This window comes from Paenibacillus sp. PvP094, from assembly GCF_040546835.1.
GTDB lineage: Bacteria > Bacillota > Bacilli > Paenibacillales > Paenibacillaceae > Paenibacillus > Paenibacillus illinoisensis.
Map to the genome: position 1 here is coordinate 6,157,390 of NZ_JBEPOM010000001.1, position 23,554 is coordinate 6,180,943.

Annotated in this window: 24 protein-coding genes; 6 read left to right on the forward strand and 18 right to left on the reverse strand. The window is 47.9% G+C overall.

What is annotated here, in order from left to right; genetic code table 11:
• Positions 1–259: 259 nt before the first annotated feature.
• The gene (locus tag ABIC22_RS27780) at positions 260–853 is read right to left on the reverse strand and encodes a DUF2087 domain-containing protein (RefSeq protein WP_354485330.1); all 594 of its coding nucleotides are present in this window, start codon (positions 851–853) and stop codon (positions 260–262) included.
• A gap of 170 nt (positions 854–1,023) precedes the next feature.
• On the opposite strand from ABIC22_RS27780, the gene ABIC22_RS27785 reads away from it, so the two are divergent.
• From ABIC22_RS27785 to ABIC22_RS27795, 3 genes are all read left to right on the forward strand, one after another.
• Complete coding sequence (locus ABIC22_RS27785; RefSeq protein ID WP_127536200.1) at positions 1,024–2,022, forward strand: YpdA family putative bacillithiol disulfide reductase; 999 nt, start codon at positions 1,024–1,026, stop codon at positions 2,020–2,022.
• Positions 2,023–2,027: 5 nt separating this feature from the next.
• Positions 2,028–2,471: a DUF441 domain-containing protein gene (locus tag ABIC22_RS27790; RefSeq protein WP_095287669.1), complete on the forward strand. Its 444-nt coding sequence runs from the start codon at positions 2,028–2,030 to the stop codon at positions 2,469–2,471.
• A 183-nt stretch (positions 2,472–2,654) separates the two neighbouring features.
• On the forward strand, positions 2,655–3,167 hold the full coding sequence (locus ABIC22_RS27795; RefSeq protein ID WP_095287670.1) for an ADP-heptose synthase: 513 nt from the start codon (positions 2,655–2,657) through the stop codon (positions 3,165–3,167).
• Positions 3,168–3,250: 83 nt separating this feature from the next.
• Here ABIC22_RS27795 and ABIC22_RS27800 read toward each other — a convergent pair whose 3' ends face one another.
• Together ABIC22_RS27800 and ABIC22_RS27805 are read right to left on the reverse strand one after the other, a co-directional pair.
• The gene (locus ABIC22_RS27800) at positions 3,251–3,700 is read right to left on the reverse strand and encodes an NUDIX domain-containing protein (RefSeq protein WP_127536201.1); all 450 of its coding nucleotides are present in this window, start codon (positions 3,698–3,700) and stop codon (positions 3,251–3,253) included.
• A 125-nt stretch (positions 3,701–3,825) separates the two neighbouring features.
• Positions 3,826–4,122 carry a HesB/YadR/YfhF family protein gene (locus ABIC22_RS27805; protein WP_127536202.1) on the reverse strand — a complete coding sequence of 99 codons (297 nt, stop codon included), beginning with the start codon at positions 4,120–4,122 and terminating at the stop codon, positions 3,826–3,828.
• Between the two features lie 494 nt (positions 4,123–4,616).
• Between ABIC22_RS27805 and ABIC22_RS27810 the strand changes: the two genes are divergently transcribed.
• Positions 4,617–6,362 (forward strand): ABC transporter ATP-binding protein, encoded by a 1,746-nt coding sequence (locus ABIC22_RS27810; protein ID WP_095358556.1) that lies wholly within the window; start codon positions 4,617–4,619, stop codon positions 6,360–6,362.
• Between the two features lie 12 nt (positions 6,363–6,374).
• Positions 6,375–8,465: an ABC transporter ATP-binding protein gene (locus ABIC22_RS27815; RefSeq protein WP_354485333.1), complete on the forward strand. Its 2,091-nt coding sequence runs from the start codon at positions 6,375–6,377 to the stop codon at positions 8,463–8,465.
• Positions 8,466–8,691: 226 nt separating this feature from the next.
• Here the strand turns inward: ABIC22_RS27815 and ABIC22_RS27820 are convergent, their stop codons facing one another.
• From ABIC22_RS27820 to ABIC22_RS27850, 7 genes are all read right to left on the reverse strand, one after another.
• Positions 8,692–9,339 carry a YdcF family protein gene (locus ABIC22_RS27820; protein WP_354485335.1) on the reverse strand — a complete coding sequence of 216 codons (648 nt, stop codon included), beginning with the start codon at positions 9,337–9,339 and terminating at the stop codon, positions 8,692–8,694.
• On the reverse strand, positions 9,332–9,886 hold the full coding sequence (locus ABIC22_RS27825) for a hypothetical protein (protein ID WP_246058078.1): 555 nt from the start codon (positions 9,884–9,886) through the stop codon (positions 9,332–9,334). Before ABIC22_RS27825 ends, ABIC22_RS27820 begins: the two co-directional genes overlap by 8 nt.
• 100 nt (positions 9,887–9,986) lie before the next feature.
• Positions 9,987–10,697, reverse strand: a complete 711-nt coding sequence (locus ABIC22_RS27830; protein ID WP_354485337.1) for a hypothetical protein — start codon at positions 10,695–10,697, stop codon at positions 9,987–9,989.
• Entirely contained in the window at positions 10,694–11,761 is a 1,068-nt protein-coding gene (locus ABIC22_RS27835) for an ATP-binding cassette domain-containing protein (RefSeq protein ID WP_354485339.1), read from the reverse strand. Before ABIC22_RS27835 ends, ABIC22_RS27830 begins: the two co-directional genes overlap by 4 nt.
• 6 nt (positions 11,762–11,767) lie before the next feature.
• Entirely contained in the window at positions 11,768–13,495 is a 1,728-nt protein-coding gene (gene argS / locus ABIC22_RS27840; protein ID WP_354485341.1) for an arginine--tRNA ligase, read from the reverse strand.
• A gap of 624 nt (positions 13,496–14,119) precedes the next feature.
• Positions 14,120–14,455: a four-helix bundle copper-binding protein gene (locus ABIC22_RS27845; RefSeq protein ID WP_095287680.1), complete on the reverse strand. Its 336-nt coding sequence runs from the start codon at positions 14,453–14,455 to the stop codon at positions 14,120–14,122.
• Between the two features lie 67 nt (positions 14,456–14,522).
• Positions 14,523–15,593, reverse strand: coding sequence for a CobW family GTP-binding protein (locus tag ABIC22_RS27850; RefSeq protein ID WP_354485343.1), 1,071 nt, complete (start codon positions 15,591–15,593; stop codon positions 14,523–14,525).
• A gap of 170 nt (positions 15,594–15,763) precedes the next feature.
• Between ABIC22_RS27850 and ABIC22_RS27855 the strand changes: the two genes are divergently transcribed.
• Positions 15,764–16,282 carry a MogA/MoaB family molybdenum cofactor biosynthesis protein gene (locus ABIC22_RS27855; protein WP_354485345.1) on the forward strand — a complete coding sequence of 173 codons (519 nt, stop codon included), beginning with the start codon at positions 15,764–15,766 and terminating at the stop codon, positions 16,280–16,282.
• Positions 16,283–16,379: 97 nt separating this feature from the next.
• Here the strand turns inward: ABIC22_RS27855 and ABIC22_RS27860 are convergent, their stop codons facing one another.
• From ABIC22_RS27860 to ABIC22_RS27895, 8 genes are all read right to left on the reverse strand, one after another.
• Positions 16,380–16,883 (reverse strand): hypothetical protein, encoded by a 504-nt coding sequence (locus ABIC22_RS27860; RefSeq protein WP_154893557.1) that lies wholly within the window; start codon positions 16,881–16,883, stop codon positions 16,380–16,382.
• Positions 16,884–17,014: 131 nt separating this feature from the next.
• Entirely contained in the window at positions 17,015–18,034 is a 1,020-nt protein-coding gene (locus ABIC22_RS27865; RefSeq protein WP_354485347.1) for an acrylyl-CoA reductase family protein, read from the reverse strand.
• Between the two features lie 37 nt (positions 18,035–18,071).
• On the reverse strand, positions 18,072–18,725 hold the full coding sequence (locus ABIC22_RS27870; RefSeq protein ID WP_354485349.1) for a hypothetical protein: 654 nt from the start codon (positions 18,723–18,725) through the stop codon (positions 18,072–18,074).
• 382 nt (positions 18,726–19,107) lie between these two features.
• Positions 19,108–20,562 carry a nicotinate phosphoribosyltransferase gene (locus ABIC22_RS27875; protein ID WP_127536214.1) on the reverse strand — a complete coding sequence of 485 codons (1,455 nt, stop codon included), beginning with the start codon at positions 20,560–20,562 and terminating at the stop codon, positions 19,108–19,110.
• A 163-nt stretch (positions 20,563–20,725) separates the two neighbouring features.
• Positions 20,726–21,289 (reverse strand): cysteine hydrolase family protein, encoded by a 564-nt coding sequence (locus ABIC22_RS27880; protein WP_354485351.1) that lies wholly within the window; start codon positions 21,287–21,289, stop codon positions 20,726–20,728.
• Positions 21,290–21,358: 69 nt separating this feature from the next.
• Positions 21,359–22,162 carry an NUDIX hydrolase gene (locus ABIC22_RS27885; RefSeq protein WP_095287688.1) on the reverse strand — a complete coding sequence of 268 codons (804 nt, stop codon included), beginning with the start codon at positions 22,160–22,162 and terminating at the stop codon, positions 21,359–21,361.
• Positions 22,163–22,220: 58 nt separating this feature from the next.
• Positions 22,221–22,646 carry a PaaI family thioesterase gene (locus ABIC22_RS27890; RefSeq protein WP_095358569.1) on the reverse strand — a complete coding sequence of 142 codons (426 nt, stop codon included), beginning with the start codon at positions 22,644–22,646 and terminating at the stop codon, positions 22,221–22,223.
• Between the two features lie 299 nt (positions 22,647–22,945).
• The gene (locus ABIC22_RS27895; RefSeq protein WP_095287792.1) at positions 22,946–23,359 is read right to left on the reverse strand and encodes a YlbF/YmcA family competence regulator; all 414 of its coding nucleotides are present in this window, start codon (positions 23,357–23,359) and stop codon (positions 22,946–22,948) included.
• Positions 23,360–23,554: the final 195 nt, after the last annotated feature.

Sequence of the window (23,554 nt, forward strand, 5' to 3'; positions counted from 1 at the left end):
TTCATCTGCACATGTAATCATACGCTATGCGAATGTGGACATACCTGTCCAATCCACATACAATTACATGCTTTGATCCGTTCCGGAGACGCTGTCCATATTCAAATTAACGTATACTGCCGTCAGGTTTGTCATATAACATCGCCTCCCTTGTAGATTTATCCAACATGTTACACACTGTACTCTGCTTTTGTCAAGCCTAATTATATATTGCCTGCCTGTTTTAATTTCATTGCTTTCATTTCTTTTATGATAATCGTTATTTTACCTGATCCCAGCGTGTCCACATTTCCTTCGGATTAAGCTCGTAGATCCCATCTTCCCGATACATAAATTGATGCATGATGAATTCACGGCGAATGGTGGCAAAATCCTCATGGTACGTACGTATAAATTCATTGATTTCTTTCTCCGTATACTTGCGTCCGAATTCAAGCTGTTCAACCAGATGACCAAGCACGATCAGCTTCTTCTTGTACTGGGCCGGAATTTGACGCAAGCGTCCATCTTTGGAAAAGAAATTGCGCATGACCGATACTTTTAGCGTTTCGTTCACATCACTCATATCGGCTACCTCCTCCCTTTTAAAAATAAAGTCAACGGAAGCCTGAGCATGCTCCCGTATAAAGGATGGGTTGAGAGAGAAAAACACCGTATTTTTCTCTCTCCGTTCCTTGATCAATGCTGCTTCTCTCAACTTGGATGCGTGATGAGTAACTGTAGGCTGGGACAAATTCAGCTTTTCGGCAAGTGCCTGTCCGTGCAATTCACCCTCAGACAGCAATAACAGCATACGAAGCCGAGTAGGATCAGCCAGGGCTTTGTGGTAAGCCACAATTTTCTCCAGTTGCATAGGCGTCGCCCCTTTAGTTTAGATAAATATCTAATTTGATGTTAATCTTTTCTCTCAACAAAGTCAAACCTGTTATTCGCAATTTTCTTCCGTCAATTCCTGGCGTGAACTGGCATTACATGACTATTTACGGTAGGATAATATTGCTTGAATGAAGGAGGAGTAAGAACATGGAAGATGTAATTATCATTGGTGGAGGACCTTGTGGTCTATCTGCTGCCATCGAATGTGAACGGCTGGGACTGTCAGCTGTCATTGTAGAGAAGTACAATATTGTACAATCCATCTATCTGTATCCAACCCATATGCAATTTTTTAGCACAGCGGAACTGCTCGAGATCGGAAATGTCCCGTTCAGTTCGCCAAACGACAAACCTTTCCGCTACGAGGCACTCGCCTATTATCGCAAAGTAGCCGAACACTTCGGCCTGCGTGTTCATAATTATGAGGAAGCCCGCGAAATCAAACGTAGAGACGATGCAACCTTTGAAGTACATACGGTCAACCGCCGCGGGGAAAGCATTATTCATCAGGGACGCAATGTCGTTGTTGCAACAGGTTACTTCGACCACCCGAATTACCTCGGTATTCCGGGAGAAGACAAAGATAAAGTTACTCACTATTTCCGGGAAGCACATCCCTACACCCGTACGCGTGTTGCAATCATCGGAGGCAGCAATTCCGCCGTGGATGCAGCGATGGAACTCGTCCGTGTAGGCGCCCACATTGACATGGTATATCGGGGTACGGGTCTGTCCGAGCATATCAAGCCATGGGTACGCCCTCTATTTGAGAGCATGGTTCAAAAAGGCCGTATTACGCTACATCTCGGTGCACGGGTTAATGAGATATTGGATGATTCCATTCGCCTGCTTCATGCAGATGGATCAACAAGTGAACTTGATAACGACTTCGTACTGGCTTTGACCGGTTTCCGTCCAGACCGCAAACTGCTTTCTTCCGTCGGCGTTGAAATGTCAGATGACCTGGACAAACCTGTGTACAATGTGGAAACGATGGAAAGCAGCGTACCAGGAGTTTACGTTGGCGGAGTCATCGCCTCAGGACGCAATGCCAATGAAGTATTCATCGAATCCGGTCGCTGGCATGGAAAATATATTGCGGAGCATATCGTAAGTCGGCAACGCGGGCAGGCTGAAGGGAATTGAAATCCATGGATATGACCTCTTTGCTGTTGCTCGTGTTTGCAGCACTTGGTATTATCAGCAGCAATACACCTGTGACTGTAGCTATGGTATTTCTGCTCCTGTTACGTGTATTGAATGTGAACCAAGCCTTTCCTTGGCTTGAAAAATACGGACTTACGCTTGGCATTATCATCTTGACAATCGGGGTCATGGCGCCCCTTGCCAGCGGCAAGATGAGTCTGCAGACGATTGGAGAGTCTTTCCTTCACTGGAAATCGCTGCTCGCCATAGGTGTGGGCTTACTTGTGGCTTATCTGGGTGGACGGGGCGCTACGCTTATGAGTACGCAGCCAACAGTTGTTGCTGGGTTACTTATTGGAACCGTACTTGGGGTTGCCCTATTCAAAGGAGTCCCTGTAGGACCACTGATTGCGGCAGGAATACTGTCCCTGCTGCTCGGCAAATCCTGATTAAAGTTGGGACTTGACATTCTACTGACTGGCTGTATTTCCCACCGTTGTATGATATACTACTATTCATGCAATTCATGCATCCATGTCCATAGCAGAGAAATCAATTTAATTTGTATTCGTTTGCATAACCAAATTGATTCACCTCGCAATTATTAATGGCCGCAGGAGGATTCAGGTACCATGTCACGTCAGTTTATTACAGAAGCCGTGATGGTGGCTATTTACGGTCAATTGCTCGCGCCGCCCGCGCCTGTTGAATATATTGTTCCTTATACCACCGTCTTGGAGTTATATGAATTTCAGGTCAGCCCGGATCCTTTGATGGATAACCCTGCTGATGATCAGCATGTAAAATCGAAAATTAACGAGATTATTTCTTATTTTGAAGAACCGCTTAATAAGAAGAAGATCGAACGTGCCCTATCCGTTCCTTGGGCAAAAAGCCCGTCCATCCTGTTTGGTGATCAGGTGTCCATCGCTATTATCAATGCGGTGGATACAGCACAGTATGGTGAGTATTTCGATCCGATTGAGACTGAGCTGCTGCTCACTTCACAGCGCCTGAGCATCCCAATTCTCACGGATCAGGTTGAACTGATCGCACGAATTATAGAGTCATCGGCCCCTGTGCAAGTATTTGATATTGATGACTTTGATTTTGCGATGGACGAAGAACCGCTCGATCAGGTCTAGCTGATCTGAAGAGTTCTGTATGCGCATGTGATATAGACCAAAGAAGCCTTCCCCCGTTGGAAAGGCTTCTTTGGTCTTGCCGTTTAATCTAGTATTTTACCTTCAAGCAACATACGACTTAGACTATTCAGCACCGGAAGTGATCTCGGGTCAAAAAACTTCAACCCTGCCTCGCTGTTTACTCGTGATTCCACCAGACGATCCTGAATGATTCGGGCTCGGAACAGGGCGATCACATAATAATCTTCATCCCCGCTGGAATGCAGCTGTCTCAGGTCGGGACCCGAATGCAGCGTTTCAAGTGTCATGCTGTTTGCTGTCCATCCCGTCTCCTCCCACAATTCCCTGTGAGCTGTATCTTCAATGGCTTCGCCAGGACGCATTAGTCCAACGGGAATACGCCAATGACCTTGCTCGGCGTGCTGGATCAACAACAATTCACCTCGTTCGTTTTCAGCCCAAACTGCTGCCTTCACCAGAATATGGGAACGACGTGCAATATATTGGGCCAAATCTCGGGCTGGCGGATTCAATTCCTATCCCTCCTGTTCGAAGCCGGCAGAAGCCAGCGGTACAATCCATGCTTAGGCACATTTCACTCCAGTTCCTTCACCTCGTTACACAGGCTGAACTGAAGGTATCGCAAGAACAACCCTGATTAGACCTCAGTATAACGATATTCGATATCTTGTCCTTCTTCCACTACATCGACATGCAGCTTGTGGCCTTTCAGGTACCAATAATCGTGATCTTCCATAAAAAAGCGAATCCCCGAAACTTCTGTTTGTTCAGCCGGATGGCGCGGTTCCTCAACAGCGATTCCCAGTGAAAAACCGGGATGGAGACCTCCGCCGGAGCTATAACGCGCGAAGAATCGGATGCTGTCTCCTTCGTTCAAGTTTAGTTCGTCTTTATACCAGCGGGCAGCGCGGTCAGATACATGTATGGTACTCATTTGATGTCAGCTCCTTCTCTATATATATGTTACATCATATCGCTTGATGGGCTTGAGTTCAAACATTACACCACAGAAATAAACAAAAAGAGCTGCTCATGCAATTGTGAAAAAAGTTTGACAGATCCCAAAAGGCGGTGTTAAGATGCAAACATACGAGATCCACATTCAATTTATTTCCAAAACAGAAAGGGTGATTACGGTGTTTAACATTCATATGGATGGTCTATTCAGCTCACAATTAAATACCGGAGCGCCCTCGAAATCGTTATTCCGTACTTAAGTCAGCACTGCAGTAATCCTGAATAAGGTTACCTGCTGCGCACACTTTCGATACTTATGTTCAGCGGTGGCTCTGCTCTCGGAGCCATGCGCCGTATGATTGATATCCAAGACATACCGCCTGCGTGCGGTATGTCTTTTTTTGTGGGTAGAAACCGGTACACATGAGTAGATAACGTATTTCACTGACACTTGAAAGGAAGGGATACCACTTGTTCTCTGTACTCAAAAACCTGGCCTGGTTCTTCCGGCTGGAACGCAAACGATACCTGATTGGTGTCATTTTGCTCATTCTCGTGGGTGTAGCCGAACTGCTCCCCCCTCGTCTGCTAGGCAATGCCATTGACGAGATTGTGCGCGGTTCCATTACTGGCGCCTCACTCACACGTTACATTTTACTTATTCTAGGAACAGTCGTTATTATCTATCTGACCACGTACATATGGATGCACAAACTGTTTGGTGGTGCGAATCTGGTTGAACGCTTGTTGCGATCGCGTTTCATGGATCACCTGCTGCGGATGACCCCGCCCTTCTTTGAGAAGAACAGAACGGGAGATCTGATGGCTCGTGCGACCAACGACCTTCGTTCCATTGCCACAACAGCAGGCTTCGGCATGCTGACATTAACGGACTCAACTGCCTTTCTGGCTACCGTCTTGTTCGCGATGGGTTTTCTGGTGAGCTGGAAACTAACCCTTGCTGCAATTCTGCCATTACCATTTATCGCCATTGCCATGATGATCTACGGGAAAGCCGTCCATCAACGTTATACTTTGGCACAAGATGCATTCGGGGATATGAATGATCAGGTTCTTGAATCCATCGCGGGTATTCGTGTCGTTCGCGCTTATGTTCAGGAACGTCTGGATCAGAAGCGGTTTGCTGATGTCACCGAAGACGTTTATCGCAAAAACCTGGCTGTTGCCAAGATGGATGCACTGTTTGAACCTACGATTCGGCTGTGTGTCGGTCTCAGTTATGTAATTGCGTTAGCCTACGGGATTTATCTCGTGTTCCACAATGAAATTACCCTTGGAGATCTCGTATCGTTCAATATGTATCTGGGGATGATGATCTGGCCTATGTTTGCCATTGGCGAACTGATTAACCTGATGCAGCGTGGCAGCGCCTCACTGGACCGGGTTAACGAAACTTTATCTGTAGAGCCTGCTGTTCAGGACGTTGATCAGCCAGCACATATTACGAATCCTGAAGAGATCTCGATGCGTGATGTGACATTCCGCTATCCAAGTTCCACTGTCGATAATCTTAGCCATGTCAGCTTCTCGCTTCGCCGTGGTCAGACACTCGGTGTCGTGGGACGTACGGGAAGCGGTAAGTCCACCCTGCTCAAACAGCTGCTTCATGAATACCCTGCCGGTTCCGGTACATTAAGCATATCGGGCCATCCGATTCAGGAGATCGCCAAGGATGACTTACACAGCTGGATCGGTTACGTTCCGCAAGAGCAAGTGCTATTCTCCAAGTCAGTTCGTCAAAACATTCAATTCGGCAAGCCGGGTGCAAGTGATGAAGTCATTATGGAAGCCATCCGTACCGCAGCCTTTGATGGAGATTTGGGGACATTATCCGATGGACTGGATACCCTTGTTGGTGAGAAGGGAATTGCCCTGTCGGGGGGACAAAAACAGCGGGTATCTCTGGCACGTGCCTTTATTGCCGATCCGGATATTCTGATCCTCGATGATGCCTTATCTGCAGTCGATGCAAGAACGGAAGCCAAAATCATTGAAAATATACGCAACAAACGCTCGGGCAAAACCACGCTGATCTCAACGCACCGCCTGTCCGCCATTGAACACGCAGACCGGATCATCGTACTGGAGCACGGGAAAATTACGGAAGAAGGAACCCACCAGGAGCTGCTTGCCATGAACGGCTGGTACCGTGAACAATATGAACGGCAGCAGGTGGAATCCAATCTGTCCACGTAGGAGGTCAATGTTTTGAAGTCGAATACAGGCAAAAGGCTGCTTCAATATGCCCTGAAAGCCAAAGGTACTTTTATTGCGGCATTAATCATGTTAACGATCGGTGTAGCGGCTGAGCTCGCCGGTCCGTTCATCGCCAAGTCGATGATTGACAATCATCTACTAGCCATTGAACAGCCGTTCTATGAAACGGGGGCTTCATCCGAAGCCGCTGTATACAACGGCAAGAATTACAAACGAGAAGGCAGATTCGAAGCCGGTGAAGTGAAAGGTGCCGAAGTCAGAGTACTGCAAGCCGGTAAAAGCTTTTATTTCGTCAATGAACCTGTAACTGCACCCGATGGAGATCGTTCATATGAAAATGGAACTTTGACGGTTACGCGTGCGGGTGAAGTGACCGGCCAATATGCGGCAGAGCCGCTTTCCGCGGGTGAACTCTTTGCTTTTTACAAACCTGAGATGCCAAGCATCTATCAATTAATTGTATATTACATGATCTTTCTCGTGATCTCGGTCATTATGGAGTTTGGTAAAACCTACTGGCTGCAATCCTCTGCAAACAAGGTTATTCAAAGGCTTCGTAATGATGTCTACGCCCATATTCAACGGCTGCCCGTACACTTTTTTGATAATCTTCCCGCAGGTAAAGTCGTTTCTAGGGTCACAAACGATACGGAAGCCGTTAAGGATCTGTTCGTTGCCGTGCTATCGAACTTTTTCTCAGGGATCATTACGATTACAGGTGTATATGTCGCCCTCTTCCTGCTGGATTTCCGCCTCGGACTGATCTCGTTGTTCGTTGTACCGATGCTGATTCTGTGGATTGTGCTCTACCGCAAATTCGCTACCCGTTACAATACAATTATCCGCTCACGTCTGAGTGAGATCAATGCGATCATTAATGAATCCATTCAAGGGATGTCCATTATTCGCGTATTCCGACACCAGAAGCAGACTAAACAGGAATTCGAAGATCTGAACGACGATTATATGAAACATCAGAACAAAATGCTGAACTTAAACGCCTTCACTTCTCACAACCTGGTAAATGTATTGCGGAATATCGCCTTTGCCGTTGTTCTATGGTACTTCGGTTCCAGTGTGCTGGACGGCTCCAGTATTATATCACTGGGTGTTCTGTATGCATTCGTCGATGTTCTGGGTCGTTTGTTCCAACCGATCACCGGCATGGTCAACCAACTGGCGAACCTGGATTCCTCCCTCGTATCCGCTGGACGTGTCTTTGAGCTCATGGACGAACAGGGAGAACCGGTAACCGATGGCTCGATGCCAAGATACAAGGGAAATGTGGTATTTGACGATGTATCCTTCGCATATAAAAAGGACTTCGTGCTGAACAATATCTCGTTCAAAGCCTCACAGGGCCAAACTGTTGCCTTGGTTGGTCATACCGGTTCAGGTAAAAGCTCGATTATTAACCTGTTATTCAGGTTCTATGATCCGCAAAAAGGCAAGATTACCATCGACGGTCAGAACGTCAAGGAGTTGCCGAAACAGTGGATTCGGCAGCATATGGGGATCGTGCTTCAGGATCCCTATCTGTTCACCGGCACCATTGCGTCTAATGTAAGTCTTGGAGATGAGCGCATTACTCGCGCACAGATCGAGCAAGCGCTTCGTGATGTAGGAGCAGAACGGATCCTGGCACATCTGCCTCAGGGATTCGATGAACCCGTTATCGAAAAAGGAAGTACGCTATCTGCCGGACAACGTCAATTAGTTTCTTTCGCCCGAGCACTCGCCTTTGATCCGGCTATTCTTATTCTCGACGAGGCAACGGCCAATATCGATACGGAAACGGAAGCCTTGATTCAAAATGCACTGGAAGTCCTCAAAAAAGGACGGACCACATTCATCATCGCGCACCGCCTCTCCACCATTCGTTCTGCTGACCAGATTCTGGTCCTGCACCGCGGTCGCATTGTGGAACAGGGTGCTCACGATGAACTGATGGAACTTCAAGGACGATATTATCAGATGTATCAGCTTCAACAAGGCGCACAAGCGGTTAGCGGGGGAAATGAGAGCAGCAGCTCAGGTCAGGTTATCCCTACAACCCCTTCCTTGGCTGGAGGTAATCTATAACTCTTTATTCATAAGACATTCATTGACTATACAATGTCCAAAGTTCTCTTATTCCCGCCCTGTGCGCAGACTTTCCAGTCTGCGCACAGGGCGTTTTCTATTGTAAACAAAGCGAAGTGTATAAGGAGGTTCATAAAACGAGGAGGCGTACGATTGAAATGTGATGGACTTATCACAGCTGCCCAGTTGTGCAAAAAGAAAAGACAACCCACAATTCGCCTGAAGGCTACTGCAGATTGTCTATCCATCCTTTTACCGTATACCCCATGTATAACACAGTCTCTCGTGCCAAAAATGGAATTTGGCTGCGCCAGGTCTGATAGGCTGTCGTTTGTGTTGGAGATGGTACAACATCCATGCCCAGTTGGCTTGCCAGCTTCATGGCCCGCTTCATATGCAGCGGGTCACTTACAATCGTATATTTCTGGTATCCTGCCTGATCCCCAATTGCAATGGTATTAACCAGGTTCTCCTCTGTAATTCTTGATTGTGTTTCGATCAGAATATCTCTTGGATCTACACCATGTTCAACTGCATAATCCTTTCCCACTTCCGCTTCAGAGCGCTCCCCATCACGTCCAGAACCGCCGGTAAAGATGAGTATGGGTATTGTACCCTGACGATATAATGCAATAGCATGTTCAATTCGCTCTCGAAATACAGGTGAAGGACGATCCCCTTCCACAGCAGCACCAAGAATGACAGCTGCATCACTTTGTCTGGTCGATTGCTCAGATGTGTATTCCGCGATCAGCCAGGCCGTAACTAGGGCCCAGAGAATTCCTATCAACACCAAGGATGTAATGGCAATGACCAGCCAGCTTCGCTTTCCTCTTTTTTTCCGTTTTCGTTCCCCTACCTTGCCTTCAATCAAGCTGATTCTCCTCTTCCATGCTTTGGGCATGCGAGCTCTCAGAATGCATATGTTCAAGTCGCCGCAGCGCCGCAGCCGACTCAGCATTTAATCCTAGCTGTGCAATCCAGGCGCCCGTGTATTGTTGTAGGCTGATCTCCAGCTCCTGCGCACGGTCTTTGAAATCCTCCAGTTCCTTGATCATGCGCGATCGTCCCTCAGGACTAAAGGTTTCATGAATTCGTTCCTTAAAGTAATGGTGCACAATGCTGTTCCGCTGCTTCCATAATTCATTCAACTGGCGGGTTTCTTCATCTGAAAACGTAAAGTGATGCTTAACCTCATGGATAAGTTGCCCAAGTGAACTGCTCATTTTCCGCTCGTATAGATCTTCCAGATCTTCATCGGATACAACTTTGCCTTGAGACATTTTCATCAACAGGATCAGATTGACGAGCTGCTGCTCAAGAGCCTGTCCATAGTAAACAGCTAATCCATAGTATGCAAACAATTCTCTGGAGTGTTCGCTATCCAGCATGTCACCATGCTGCATGTCTGAGTTTTGCAAAAGCGAGCTCCCCTTTCATTCCCGTACCCATTTCCCGTTTTATGTTCCTCTATCGTAACTAAAGAAAGAGCAACATTCAAGTCGTAGGGATTAACGGCTTCTAACTCCGCAAATCCCTTCTTCCAGCCAGCCATATATGAACGGAGAACAGGACGAATGCGTATATTACAGCCCAGAGGATTGGCAATAAGACAGTTACCCACTTCCATTCTTCAAATAACATCATTTCACGCACAAGATAGAAAGCTGGGGGCAGGACTTTGCTTAACCATTGCAGCCAGTCTGGTAAATGACTTGCGAGTGAACCCTGAACAAAAGAAAGAAGCAGCATAACAATCAATCCAGGCAGACTGCGACTAAGCCGGGGAATATACGATTTTTGAAAGAACAGACTTACAGCTAAACCCAGTAGAGATAATGCCAAATGTCCCGACCACGCCATCATCCACTCTCCGCCAGTCGGCGGTCTCTCGAACATACCAAACATCACAGGATACAACACGGTGATCACCACAAGCGCACATTGCATCAACCAGGTGCACCATAATTGGCCAAGGATAACTTTTCGTCGGTTTCCTGCATGCAGAACAAGCAATTGAATTTGCCCTGCTGGCTCTGCGTTCATTACGGTCAATCCTAGCCAAGCAGACCCAAAAAAGAGAAGCATGGCCGTAACACTATAACTGTCCGCCACCGGATTTGGCCGATATGAGTAGATCATGAGCATGGCGATGATGTACATCACAACGGGTGCAAAATACTTCTGTGAACGGATGTACTGTCTGAGCAAATACCGGGTTAGATGAATCATGGAGACTCTCCTTCCATCGTGTCCAATCGAGAATGGGAGGAAGCAGGTTCGGTGGCGCTTTTCTTCAGACGATCGACCGGATGATAACCTTCCAGCAAACGCTCCATATGTACTCGGCTTTCCTCTTGCAAAACAGACATAATCGAACCACCAGCCGCAATAATTTCATGGATCACATGATCCGTGGTACTGCGTTCAACTTTCCAGTCCCATACTACTTCGTTGCGATCATGCATCTCCCCATGACGATGGATCTGTAAAACACCCTCCTGTTCAACAAGTTTCGAATATGTATTTAGGAGCTCCATATTCGATCCTTTCATTAAACTCTGGATTTGGACAATGGGCTCTCCCAACTCTTTTAGATCTGAGCGTTTCCAATGCCGTAATACACGACCGTTTTGAAGCACATAGACCTGATCGGCCATACGCTCAATAAATAGCGGTTCATGACAAGCTGTCACAATGGATGTGCCCTCCTTTTTCCATTGCTGCAGCAGGGTTACGACTGCCTCCTGGGCAGGAAGGTCCAGGCCGGATAATGGCTCATCCAGCAGCATGAGCCCATCTGGACCTGGTAGCATCGCTTGAATCAAGTTGACCTTTTGAAGCGTTCCTTTGGATAACAGGGATAATTTCTGATCGAGCGCAGACCCAAGAAAAAGGATCTTACTCAGCTCGTTTATACGTTGTCGCAGCAACGCAGGTCGGATGCCACGAATCCGGCCCATTTCCCACAAATATTCAGCTGAAGTGAATGGCAAACGTGGCAATCCGTCGAGCGCGTACATCTTCTTTTCGTTTATCGTCTGACACACCACGCCATGATCAGGAACCAAGAATCCTGCCAAGGTTCGCAGCAAGGTGCTTTTACCTGAACCATTTCTGCCTACCAACACAGCGCATTCTCCAGCTTCCACATGTAAATTAATCCCACTCAATACGGATACGCCTCCGAGACGTTTACTCACATGCTGAAGCGAGATCCCTTCGGGCAACTTGCCTGCTTCATTATTTTTAGTACCATTTGCTTCACTACCAGTTCTATGCTTCCCCCATCTCACAGGACATCACATCCGCTCAGGTGCATGGATGCCGAGCAAATAGAGACTGCGGACAATACGTTCCGCTGTGCACTTGGTTAGATTCACCCGGAACGGCCGTACTTCAGCGGGGGCGTCAGCGATACGTTCGGCGTGATAGAAACGGTTGAATGCCTGAGCCAGATCAATTGCATACTTGGCAATCACCGAAGGTTCATTGCGCCCAACGGCTTTTTCAAGATATTGCGGATAATCAGCCAATAACTTAAGCAGCGTCCAAGAGGCGTCTCCAACGGTTGCTGTGTGACTTGCGCCATTATTGATCTCTGTAACATTCGAGCTAGTCGCTTGGCCATTCTCACTACTGATGTTCGTGTCCTTGACCTTGGTAAGTACACTGTTGATCCGAGCATAGGTGTACTGGACATAAGGTCCGGTCTCCCCTTCAAAACTGACCGCACTTTCCAAAGAGAAATCCACATCATTCAGCCGGTTGTTGCGCAAATCACCAAAAACAATCGCTCCTACACCTACGGCTTCCGCAACGTCCTGCGCGTTGTCCAGGTTTGGATTCTTCTCTTCAATGATCTGTAAAGCCCGAGCAACCGCTTCATCCAGCACTTCCTGCAAAAAGACGACTTTACCGCGCCGGGTGGACATCTTCCGCCCTTCAAAGCGCATCAATCCAAACGGAATATGCTCACAGTTCGCAGCCCAGTCATATCCCATCCGGGACAGTACGGCAAATACCTGTTTGAAATGCAGCTTTTGCTCTCCCCCAACGACATATAACAGCTTATCTGCCTTCATAACATCATGACGATAAACGGCTGTGGCCAAATCCCGTGTCGGATAGATGGTTGTTCCGTCCTTTTTGATTATCAGGCAAGGCGGCATATTTTCTTCCTCCAAACGCACGACTAACGCTCCGTCGCTCTCTTCCAGCAAACCCTTGGTTTTGAGATCTTCCACAACGGCTCCCATCTTGTCATTGTAGAAGCTCTCGCCGAGAGTATGGTCAAACTGTACATTCAGACGTTCATACATCCGGTCAAATTCCTTCATGCTCACCTCAACAAAGAACGTCCATAAGCGTCTGGCCTCTTCATCTCCCTGCTCCAGTTTGCGGAACCACTCACGGGCTTCGGTCTCCAGGGTTGGGTCATTCTCCGCTTCGTCGTGGAACCGTACATAGAGCTCAAGGGAAGTGCGGATAGGTTCTGCTTCAAGCGCTTCATCGTTACCCCAGCGTTTGTAGGCAGCAATTTGTTTTCCAAACTGGGTTCCCCAATCTCCAAGATGATTAACACTCACCGGGATATATCCGGCTTCACTGTATAACCGATATAGCGCTGCACCAATAACCGTTGAACGAAGATGTCCAATGCCGAACGGTTTCGCGATGTTGGGGGACGACATATCAATTAATACGCGTGCATCCTTGCCAATATTGAGCTTACCGAACGAAGGTTGGCCCACCCATTCCAGTAATTCCGAGGACCACTTTTCCCGGTTAAACTGGATATTCACATAAGGCCCTGCTGCTACAGCTGTAAAGTCTGCTGTCTTCAGTTCGCCGGCGATCTCCGCAGCAATCGCTGCAGGTGCTTTCTTGCGTGATTTGGCGAGTACAAAACAAGGGAATGCTGCATCCCCCAGCTCCGGTTGTGGCGGGATTTCCAAAAGCTTGAGAACCTCTTCTTCCTGCAGCTCCGTAAGAGGAGCAAGATGTGCTGCCGCTTGTTTCATTAACATAATAAACACTCCTTTGCTGATATGGATTAACAAAATATAAAAATAAAAAAGCTCTCGTCTCTATAAAAGAGACGAGAGCTGATCTGACAGTTCCCGCGGTACCACTCTAGGTGAACAACCTCGTACTGCCACATGTCATATGGCGCCCGAAGCTGCTCCGCTTGGTGCGAATAACGGCCGCATGCCGGATTACCCTCATGAAGATGCTTCGTCTTTCACTCCAAAAAAGCATCACTTCGGATAACCATCTCACGGGTGCGGTTCACACAGGTCATGTCATACCGGCTTCCACCTGCTCCGGCTCGCTGTTAAGCATGATTCTGGTTACTCTCCCGATCACGGATATTTATCGTTTCAATTCATTGCCATCATTATACATATCGCTTATGACTTTAGCAACCTGTAGAAAAATTAACATTCCCCGATGAAGGCCGCCACGCTTCTATTATCCTGTTCTGTAGGCATCCCATTTGCGGTGCATGCTTTCAAGTGCTCGTCATCGCAAAAATCCCCTCCTGATTGCAACGTATCCGCACATCTGGTTTGATGTACTCTGCGTTGATTTCAAGAGGGGATTGAGCCAATCATATTCAAATCCATTTGGCCGCTCATTCATGCATCTATTTAAGCTACTGCTGCCATCAAACGGCAAGCTTCTGCACATTTACGGCAAGCTTCGGCGCATGCCTGACAGTGATCGTGTTCATGTTTGCTGCATTCCGCTGCACATGCTTCGCAAGCTTTTACGCAAAGTTCGCAAATTTCAGCGATGAAATCACTTCCACGCGTCATGGCTTGAGCAGCGAATCCACAGATTTCGGCACATTCGCGGTCCAGTCGGATACAGTCACGAAGCATCGCCAGATCGTATTCTTTCAAGCTGGATATGTAACATACATTGCAAGCATTCATGCACTCCAGGCAAGCATCAATACATTGTTGATATTGTTGTTGTGTCATTTAAAGTTACCTCCCAGGCAAAGTTTGCTATGCTTCTTAATACCCAGTTCGGAGGAACCTTGAATCATCAAACCTGATTTATGGATTCCATTTCCAGTAATTGATGGCGAATGACAGCCTGGTCAAAATGCTCACCTATGAACACAGCCACATTGGGCACGTCTCCCTGAGGCGTGATTTTCATATAGTCCGATTCCCGATATGCATACTGAAACCAGAAGCGGCTAGCTGTATCACTAAAGGAGAGAATGCCCTTGGCTCGGTAAACATCCCGCGGCAATCCAGCTATAAACCGCTCAAAAGCTTCGCTGTTCACCGGTTGGTTGAAATAGTGCGTATATACCATAACATGCTCATGTGATGCGTGCGGGGTATGATGTTCATGATGATGTTCATGATGATGTTCATGACTATGACCACAACCATGCTCTGAACATGCCTCAGTATGGACGTGCTCTGTCGCAGCCTCTTGATCATTCGATTCAGCTGCAGCCTGATAGGCATGCACTCCATCCCCGCTTTGAAGCAGCAAATCCATGTCGACTTCACATCTCACGGCTTGAATAACCGGGGCAAAACCGTTCCACTTCGTGAGCAGCTGCTGCAGATCACTTATTTCCTGTTCACCAACCCGGTCTGTTTTGTTCAGAATCAGTACCGAGGCACAGCGAATCTGCTCCTGCATCAGCTTGAACGTCTGCCCCTTCTGCTCTTGGTACAAGCCTGACAGATGTGCTGCATCCACAACCGTAATGAGACTTTTCAGCTCAAGACGCATGTACAAGGACGTCTCCGTCACGGCATCCAGAATTTCCATTGGGTTGGCTGCTCCCGTCGCTTCAATGACAATGACATCCGGCGACTCCTCCTGTACAAGATCAGCAAGCTGAAGACCCAAGTCGCCTCGAACCGTACAACAGATGCAGCCCCCGAGCATTTCGGTCATGGGTACTTCAGCATCTACTACCTGACCATCGAGGTTTACCTCACCGAGCTCGTTCATGACTACTGCAGGACGCAAGCCTGCTTGCTGCCAATGTTCAATCAACTGCACAAGAAGCGTCGTTTTTCCGCTCCCCAAAAAACCTGACAATATATATACTGGTATGGACTTTTCTTTTTCACTCATTACACTCATTGCTATACACCTCTCTGGCTGACCATTGTATGAATCATTCTAATTCTATATCTAGCGAGTGTACACCATCCTGCATTCAATGTGCAATATGGAGCAATTCTCGCCGGCGCATTGCCTGAAACTGCCGAATGGTCTATGCTATGAGAAAATATGGATTAGGAGGATGTCTCATGACCAACTCAGTGGAACAACATCGTCGAGAAGCGCCGGACAAGGTCTCTTGCATGATTGTCACCGTATCCGATACCCGCACCCAGGACACGGATACCAGTGGACAACTCATGCATCAACTGCTGACCGAGGCAGGATATGAAATTGCCGAATATATCATTACACCAGACGAAACCGAGCGTATCCGCACCATTCTGCAGGATGCAGCCGTACGGGATGATATTGAAGCCGTACTGCTCAGTGGGGGTACCGGGATCGCTCCCAGAGATACAACGTATGAAGCTGTATCCTCCCTGCTTGACAAGGAACTGCCCGGCTTTGGTGAAATCTTTCGTTTCCTCAGTTATACAGAGGATATCGGTTCAGCTGCGATTCTGAGCAGAGCCGTAGCGGGAACAATTGGACGAACAGCTGTTTTCTCCATGCCGGGCTCCAAAGGTGCAGTCAAGCTGGCAATGGAAAAAATCATTATTCCAGAGCTGCGGCATGTGATGCGCGAAATATACAAACCCGTCTGAATCATCAGACGGGTTTGTCGTTTTCTATACATTTATTTAATTCATCCCATGAATGAACAAATAGTTTTAACGATGCTGCTGCTTCCTGCCTTTGGGATCAGTTCAACTGATTCAGCACATGCTGGAACACTTGGGTTACCTTTTCTCCATAAATGTCCTTCTCCCCACCTGAAGCGGTGTATACAAGTGACACATACCCTTTGCTCCGAATCGTTGTTTGGCCAAGTGCATTTTCAATCACTGCCTGCTCGTCAGAAATACCGTACATTTCTTTCATTCGTGCGGTTCTTGTGCCCGGATCACCAAAAATGTGAACCTTTACAATATGTCGGCCGCTGCCATTCAGCAGGTACATATAGGAGATTCCACCTTCGCCATCATCTGCGGACATGTTGTTCATTAACTTGATGTCTTTGGCGGCAAAAGCTTTATCCAGCTCCTGTATCAGTGGGCCGTTTAAGCCGTGTCCCTGACTCTTGGCTCTCATATTGCCCTCTTCCGTCGCTTGCCCGCTGTACACCTTTCGCTCCTGTTGAGCAGATTCATTTGAACAAGCAACAAGTGATCCCAGGCATAGTACGATCATAACTCCTGCAAACAAAGACCTCAATCCTCTTTCTACTGCCCACCGCGTTCCTTTTCTTCCAACAGACATACGTTTCCTTCCTTTCCCACCACTTCTTGCTTCGTGGCAATCTTAGGTAGGATTAGCATGTCTAGGTGAAAAGAATCTTATTCGGTTGGTATGTCTGCCATCGTATTTACCACGGTACGACCGACCGCGCCACCCTGCAAAATGTTCTCCAGCGTGTGTGGCAGCTGTGCCCAGGTGATCTCCTGTATGCCCAGCTCCAGCGCGCGATCCGGCTTCCAATCCCCGCCAAGGAGGTTCCACAAGCGTTCCCGTCTCTCCATTGGACAATACACTGAATCAATCCCGATTAACTGAATGCCCCGCATGATAAACGGAAAAACGGTAGATTCAAACCGGGATCCAGCAGTCAATCCGGATACGGCAACTGCACCTCCATATTGAACCTGCTTCAGACGTTCGGCCAGTGCTGGGCCTGCGGCTGGATCAACAACCCCTGCCCACAGCTGTTTGCCCATCGCCCCTTTGGCCGGGGCGTCAGCTTCTTCGCGTGTAATAACGTGTGAGGCGCCCAGATCTATAAGCAACTTCTCCTGCTCTTTCTTTTTTCCAGTACTAGCCGTTACTTCAAAGCCAAGCTTCGCCAAAATGGCCACGGCCATACTCCCAACGCCGCCGGTTGCCCCCGTAACCAAAATCTTGCCCATGTCTGGTGTAACCCCTGCCTGAAGTAAAGCATCAACCGACATAGCTGCCGTAAAACCAGCTGTACCGATTGCCATCGCTTCCTTCTCGCTGAGACCCGGTGGCAGCGGAACCAGCCATTCGCTCCGTAGACGAGCGTATCTGCTGTAGCCTCCAAAATGAGACACCCCTGGCTCAAAACCTGTGCTGATCACCCGGTCCCCCGGGGCAAATCGACCACTTACGGACTCTTCTACCATACCTGCCAGGTCGATCCCCGGTACCATGGGATATTCACGAACAACTCCCCCTTTTTCGATAGTAGCGAGCCCATCCTTATAATTGACACTGGAGTACTGTACTTGTACAGTCACATCTCCATTGGGTAGATCTTCTTTTTTCAACTGTTCTACAGATGCCTTAACTCCGCCTTGTTCTTGACTTCGAACGACATATGCCGGAAACGTATTCTCCATGTAAATCCTCTCCTTATGTTTGGTGATTTTTCTGATCTTAAGCTGCACTTCTTCTATCCACTACCAAATACACGAGCGGTCCAATTAGGGGCACCAACCCTGTTAACGCCCATACACGTGATCTGCGACTGAACACGGCATCCCTATAGATTGCAATAACGGAGAGCAGTGTCAGCACAACAAAATCAATCGTCATAATATGTACAAAGGAAGATTGCCTGAATGCTTCCATATATACAGCCGGATGGCCTTGAATGAATCCGTAGCATGCCGTACCCAACGTCAACAATAAAAGTATACCATGAGTCAGTTTGTGTCCTGCAATCCGCCCAATTATAGAGCTGCGGCGATAGCCAAAATGAAGATGTTCCGTTCCCCGTCTACTCCGCTTTGGTGACGACCATGCGAAATAAGGAAGCAGCGCAAAGGCTCCCAAGCCAAAAGACAAGAGCACGAACGGCCAAACAGGCACACGGCTTCCACGCTCGTTTGCAGGTGTTTTTAACAGGAGACATGCGAAGATCGCTGGAAAAATGCCCAGCCATGAGAACACGGTCATCAACCATGCTTCCTTGCTCTGCAGCGTAATCAGCTCTTTGAACACAGGATCGCTCCCCACTGGCTTTCCAGGCGCCCAAATCCATGCATATGCCAAGAAGGCAAGCCAGATCATTCCCAAGATCCATTTCACGATGTACACCTCCCTCACTGTTTCATCCCCCGAGGCTGCATGCTTGAAACAGAAAACGTAAGATTCTAGAATTGCTAGCGAATTGGATCCTGGCCGTGCTGTCCACCTGCAACTTCCTAAGACTATGCGGATCCATAACTTGTGAACAATGCAGAATTTTGGCGGCTTTTGCCATTTCCCGAGAAATAATTATGCCCATGTCCAACTACATTCCGTCTTTAACCCTTAGTATACTGTGGCTCCTAGCCCATCTGTCGTGACGTTGGACACAGCCGCATGAATTCGTAAAGCCAAGCCTGAAGCCGATGAATGGTTACAAAAACAAATCCGAAACCAAAAAGGCATAACCCGGTAAATATACCGATTATGCCTTCTTCCGTTCTCATTCCTCTGTGAATTGTACGTGTTCAGCAATCAGCTTCTGCTTCATATTCCATGCTGCTGGGCTGATGTTCACACGGTAAATCTCCGGATTGAGTTTACGCAAATACTCTGGCCAGAACAGATCCATCTGTTCACGGTGGTAGCTACGGATTTCATCCAGGGTAGGCAGCTCATATACTTTCAACCCATTCACAAAGATTGGTTCAAGCATATTTACCGCTTCATAGCGCGTTACGGTCTTTTTGAGATACGGGTGTAGCGGGTTGAACAGCTTGAGCGGCCCGCCCTGAAGCGGCTGTTCTTCTCCAGGATAGCAGATATAATCTGCAATGGCCTTACCATGCTTCGGATCAATGATCCGGAATACTTCTTTTTTGCCTGGGGTGGATACCTTCTCGGGATTCGCCGATATTTTGATCGTCGGCAGCATGGCACCATCCACTTCACGTTCGACCAGTTTGTAAACCCCGCCGAGGGATGGCTGGTCGGATGCCGTAATCAGCTGTGTACCCACGCCCCATGTATCGATGCGAGCGCCCTGAGCTTTCAGGTTGAAGATCGTGTTCTCATCCAGGTCATTGGACGCCACAATTTTAACGTAATCCAGTCCTGCCTCATCCAGCATTTGACGTGCCTGAATGGACAGGTAGGCAAGGTCACCGCTATCCAGCCGGATGGCATTCATTTTCTTGCCCTGGCTTTCGAGCATTTTGGCCGTTTTGATCGCATGAGGTACTCCACTGTTCAGCGTATCAAAGGTATCTACGAGCAGGGTCACCTGATCAGGCAGCACTTTGGCATAGACGTCAAACGCCTCCTGTTCACTCATGAAACTCTGTACCCAAGAGTGGGCATGTGTTCCAGCTGTCGGAATGCCAAAACGTTCTCCTGCCAGCATGTTGGACGTTGCATGGAACCCAGCGACGTATGATGCACGTGCACCCCATATGGCTGCATCGGCTTCCTGAGCCCGTCTGGTTCCGAATTCAAGCAGGGTGTCCTGACTCGCCACCTGTTTGATCCGTGACGCCTTCGTTGCAATCAAGGTCTGATAGTTCATGAAGTTAAGTATTGCCGTCTCCACCAGTTGGGTCTCCATAATGGAGCCTTCTACCCGAATGAGCGGTTCATCAGGGAAAACGAGCGCTCCTTCCTTCATGGAATGAATTGTCCCCTGAAATGAAAACTGGAGCAACTCTTCCAGAAAGACCGGATCGTAATTTTCCTCTTGTTTGGATAAATACTTGATGTCTTCCATGGTGAAGCGAAGCTGGCTGATATAGTTCACAATCCGTTCCAATCCGGCGAATACGGCATAACCGTTACCAAAAGGAAGCTTGCGGAAATAGGCTTCAAACACCGCTTTTCGTTTGTGAGTGCCATTCACCCAGTGTGCATACATCATATTAATTTGATATTTATCCGTATGTAAAGCCAGGCTAGTCGTCTGCATTTGTCTCATCCTCTCTGACTTCCGCTCGTTACACAAGTGTATCCTGTGCACTCGGTTCAACATGTGGAGACTCCTTACTTTTGTATCAGAACATGTGTAAAGATACGAGTCTCCGGATTATTTCCTGCTCATCATTTTATTAACGCCATCACTGAACGCCAGGCTAAGCCCTTACAAGTACGGTCTCACTGGCCTTAATGACCTGAGCCCCAAGGCTTGACTGAAAATGTCCGAGTGCCCATTCATGTCCCGCCGGGTTGAAGCTGGCAACGGCATCTTCATACACCGTAATGTGAAAACCTTTGTTGTACGCATCCACTGCCGTATGCAGAACGCAAATATCTGTACATACTCCGATCAGTGCGATGTCTGTAATCCCGCGTTCACGCAGCCTGAGTTCCAGGTCCGTACCAGAAAATGCGCTGTATCTTGTTTTGTCCATCCACCGAATATCTTCATGACGTTCCTGCATCACCTGTGCCAGACGGCCATATAGCTGCCTTCCTTCAGTCCCTCTAACATTATGCGGTGGGAAAAGAGCCGTTTCCGGATGGTACGGATCACTCTCTTCATGCAGATCAACTGCCATGATAACTTCATGCTTATTATTACAATATGCTTCCGTTATCGCGGCAACTGTCTTCTCAATATCAACCGCGGGCTGGCCTACAGGCAAGGATCCGTCCACGAAATCACGGGTAAAATCAATCACAATTAGTGCTTTCATCGTCCACACTCCCTTTTGAGAATAGGTTGGGTTGATCCAGATACACTCCTTAATGATAAACTTCCGAAATTAAGTATAGATCGACAGACGGGGTACGAGTTCCGTGAAACGATAAAGCTGTGCCGGACGCTGTGAGTACTGGTTGGAACTTAGGAGGTTCCCCTCTTCGTCTCGTACCTCTTCCACAATCCCTTTTCGACTGCGAGTGGAAGTGATTTTCCGAATGAAGTTTGGTTCTTCAAAATCAGGTACCACACTCTGAATGACCTGGTACAGTTCGCTTAACGTAAAATCACGCGGCAGAAACTGTCGTGCAATCGTCGTTTCCAGCATCTGCTGCTGTATGCGGCGATATGCATCCTCAATGATTGTCCGGTGATCAAAGGCAAGCTCCAGCTCCTGCAATGCTTCCTGGATGGTAAACAGGCCCACATCTTCAGCATCATCCGCCGCCTGGCGATGTTCCAGCATCCATTCTTCTACAAGCGCGAAAAACGCATGGGAGATAATCCATCCTCTCGGATCCCGCCCGGGTTGACTATATACATTTAAATACTCCAGATGTCCGCCGTCGACACCGGTCTCCTCCATTAGCTCCCGCTTGGCAGCATCATAGATGGACTCATTTTCCTGACAGAATCCACCGGGCAAAGCCCAGCGACCTGCAAAAGGCCAGCCTTTGCGCTTGATCAGCATCACTTTCAGTTCACGAATAGGAAGTGTCTTGGTTACCGTCTTGCGTTCTCTCTTGGTTAAGGTGAACATCACGATATCCGCAGGAACGCCATCGGGGGTACGATATTTCTTGGAACTATAGGCAAGTGCTGCCTGTTCATCGTTCTCTTCATTGACGTGTTCGTAGTTTTCGCTCATGGGCACCACCGACTACTTTCATTTTGATAATCTCATTATGACATAATAATATCGTTTGTCAACCTTTGGATTCTGTACTTGGCGTTTTTGATCGTGCCACACGGAACGTGGCTGTTGCCATACATCCTAATGTACCTGATGCATCACGAATTTCCGCTTGGGCGGTGAGGCTCCGTCCGGCTTGGTGCAGCACCGTTGCTGTCACCATTAACTCACCCTGTTTCATCGGTGCCAGAAAATGTACATTCAGATTGGTCGTCACACAGCTGTCCACGGCCATCGCTGCTGTGGCTACCATCCCCATCGCTTGATCCATCAGGGAAGTAAGCACTCCGCCGTGAATAATCCCCATCGAATTCGTATGATGTTCGCCAGCCGTTAATGCGATCTGTACTTCCTTTTCATTCCCTTTGATATAACGACAACCCAGGAACCCCCAGAATCGTTCATTGCCCTCTTCGACCATTTTATCCAAAATATCCATTTTCCATTTCCCCTTTGTTGCACATTAATGTTATCGACTAAGTTGTCTATATTTTTCATTGTACCTGTAATTCTGCTGCGGACTCTCGGATGCTATCTCCTTTATACGGTTGATCATTACTAATAAGCCTGCTCTTGCCAGCCTGGTCTTATTCCTGTAAAGGCGTTCGTCAACCGTACACGCACAAAAGAACCCCACTGCGTGGAGCTCTTCGAAATGTATTTCAAGATCGATTGTGTTAGCTCCCTGTTCCTATAAGTCAAAAAAGGCACGGACCGCGTCCGCACCCTTCTTGTCCATTAACCGCAGCTGGTCGGAGGTGAATCCGTGCCTGCCTCCACATTCACTTTTTCGGAAACGGTATCCCGAATGACAGAGATGACAAGTTGAAGCAGGTAGTTGATATCGCTTTGGCTCTGCTGGAACTCGGTTACCAATGGGATGCTGTCCAGTTCATCCTGCAATTCTTCAATTTCCTGTTCAATTTTGCTGACCATCTCTGCATTTTTGAAGCTTTCGAAGGCAACGATCTCCTTCTGTTTCTTCTTGATTGTTGCAATCAATTGCTGGATACGCTCATGATCGCGAATTTTGGACTCAGCCTGTTGGAAGTGTCTTACTTCCTCGCTTGTGCCGAGCATATCAGCCAATTCTTTGGCTTTTCCCATAATGTCGTCGCGTATGACCAGATTGCGCGTATCGTAGGTAGGCATTCCATAATGGTTGTACTGCACTTCTTCTTCCTGCGCCACTGAAATCGCTCCATTTCTATGAGATATTATAAGATGAATGTTTATTCTCGCATTAGCCGCTCCAATTACATTGCCATCTTTCAATCGCTGTTACCCCCGGATTTTCTGAACTATTTTTCATAGGGAAAAAATCCGGTTGTAAAGGCGAACGCTACG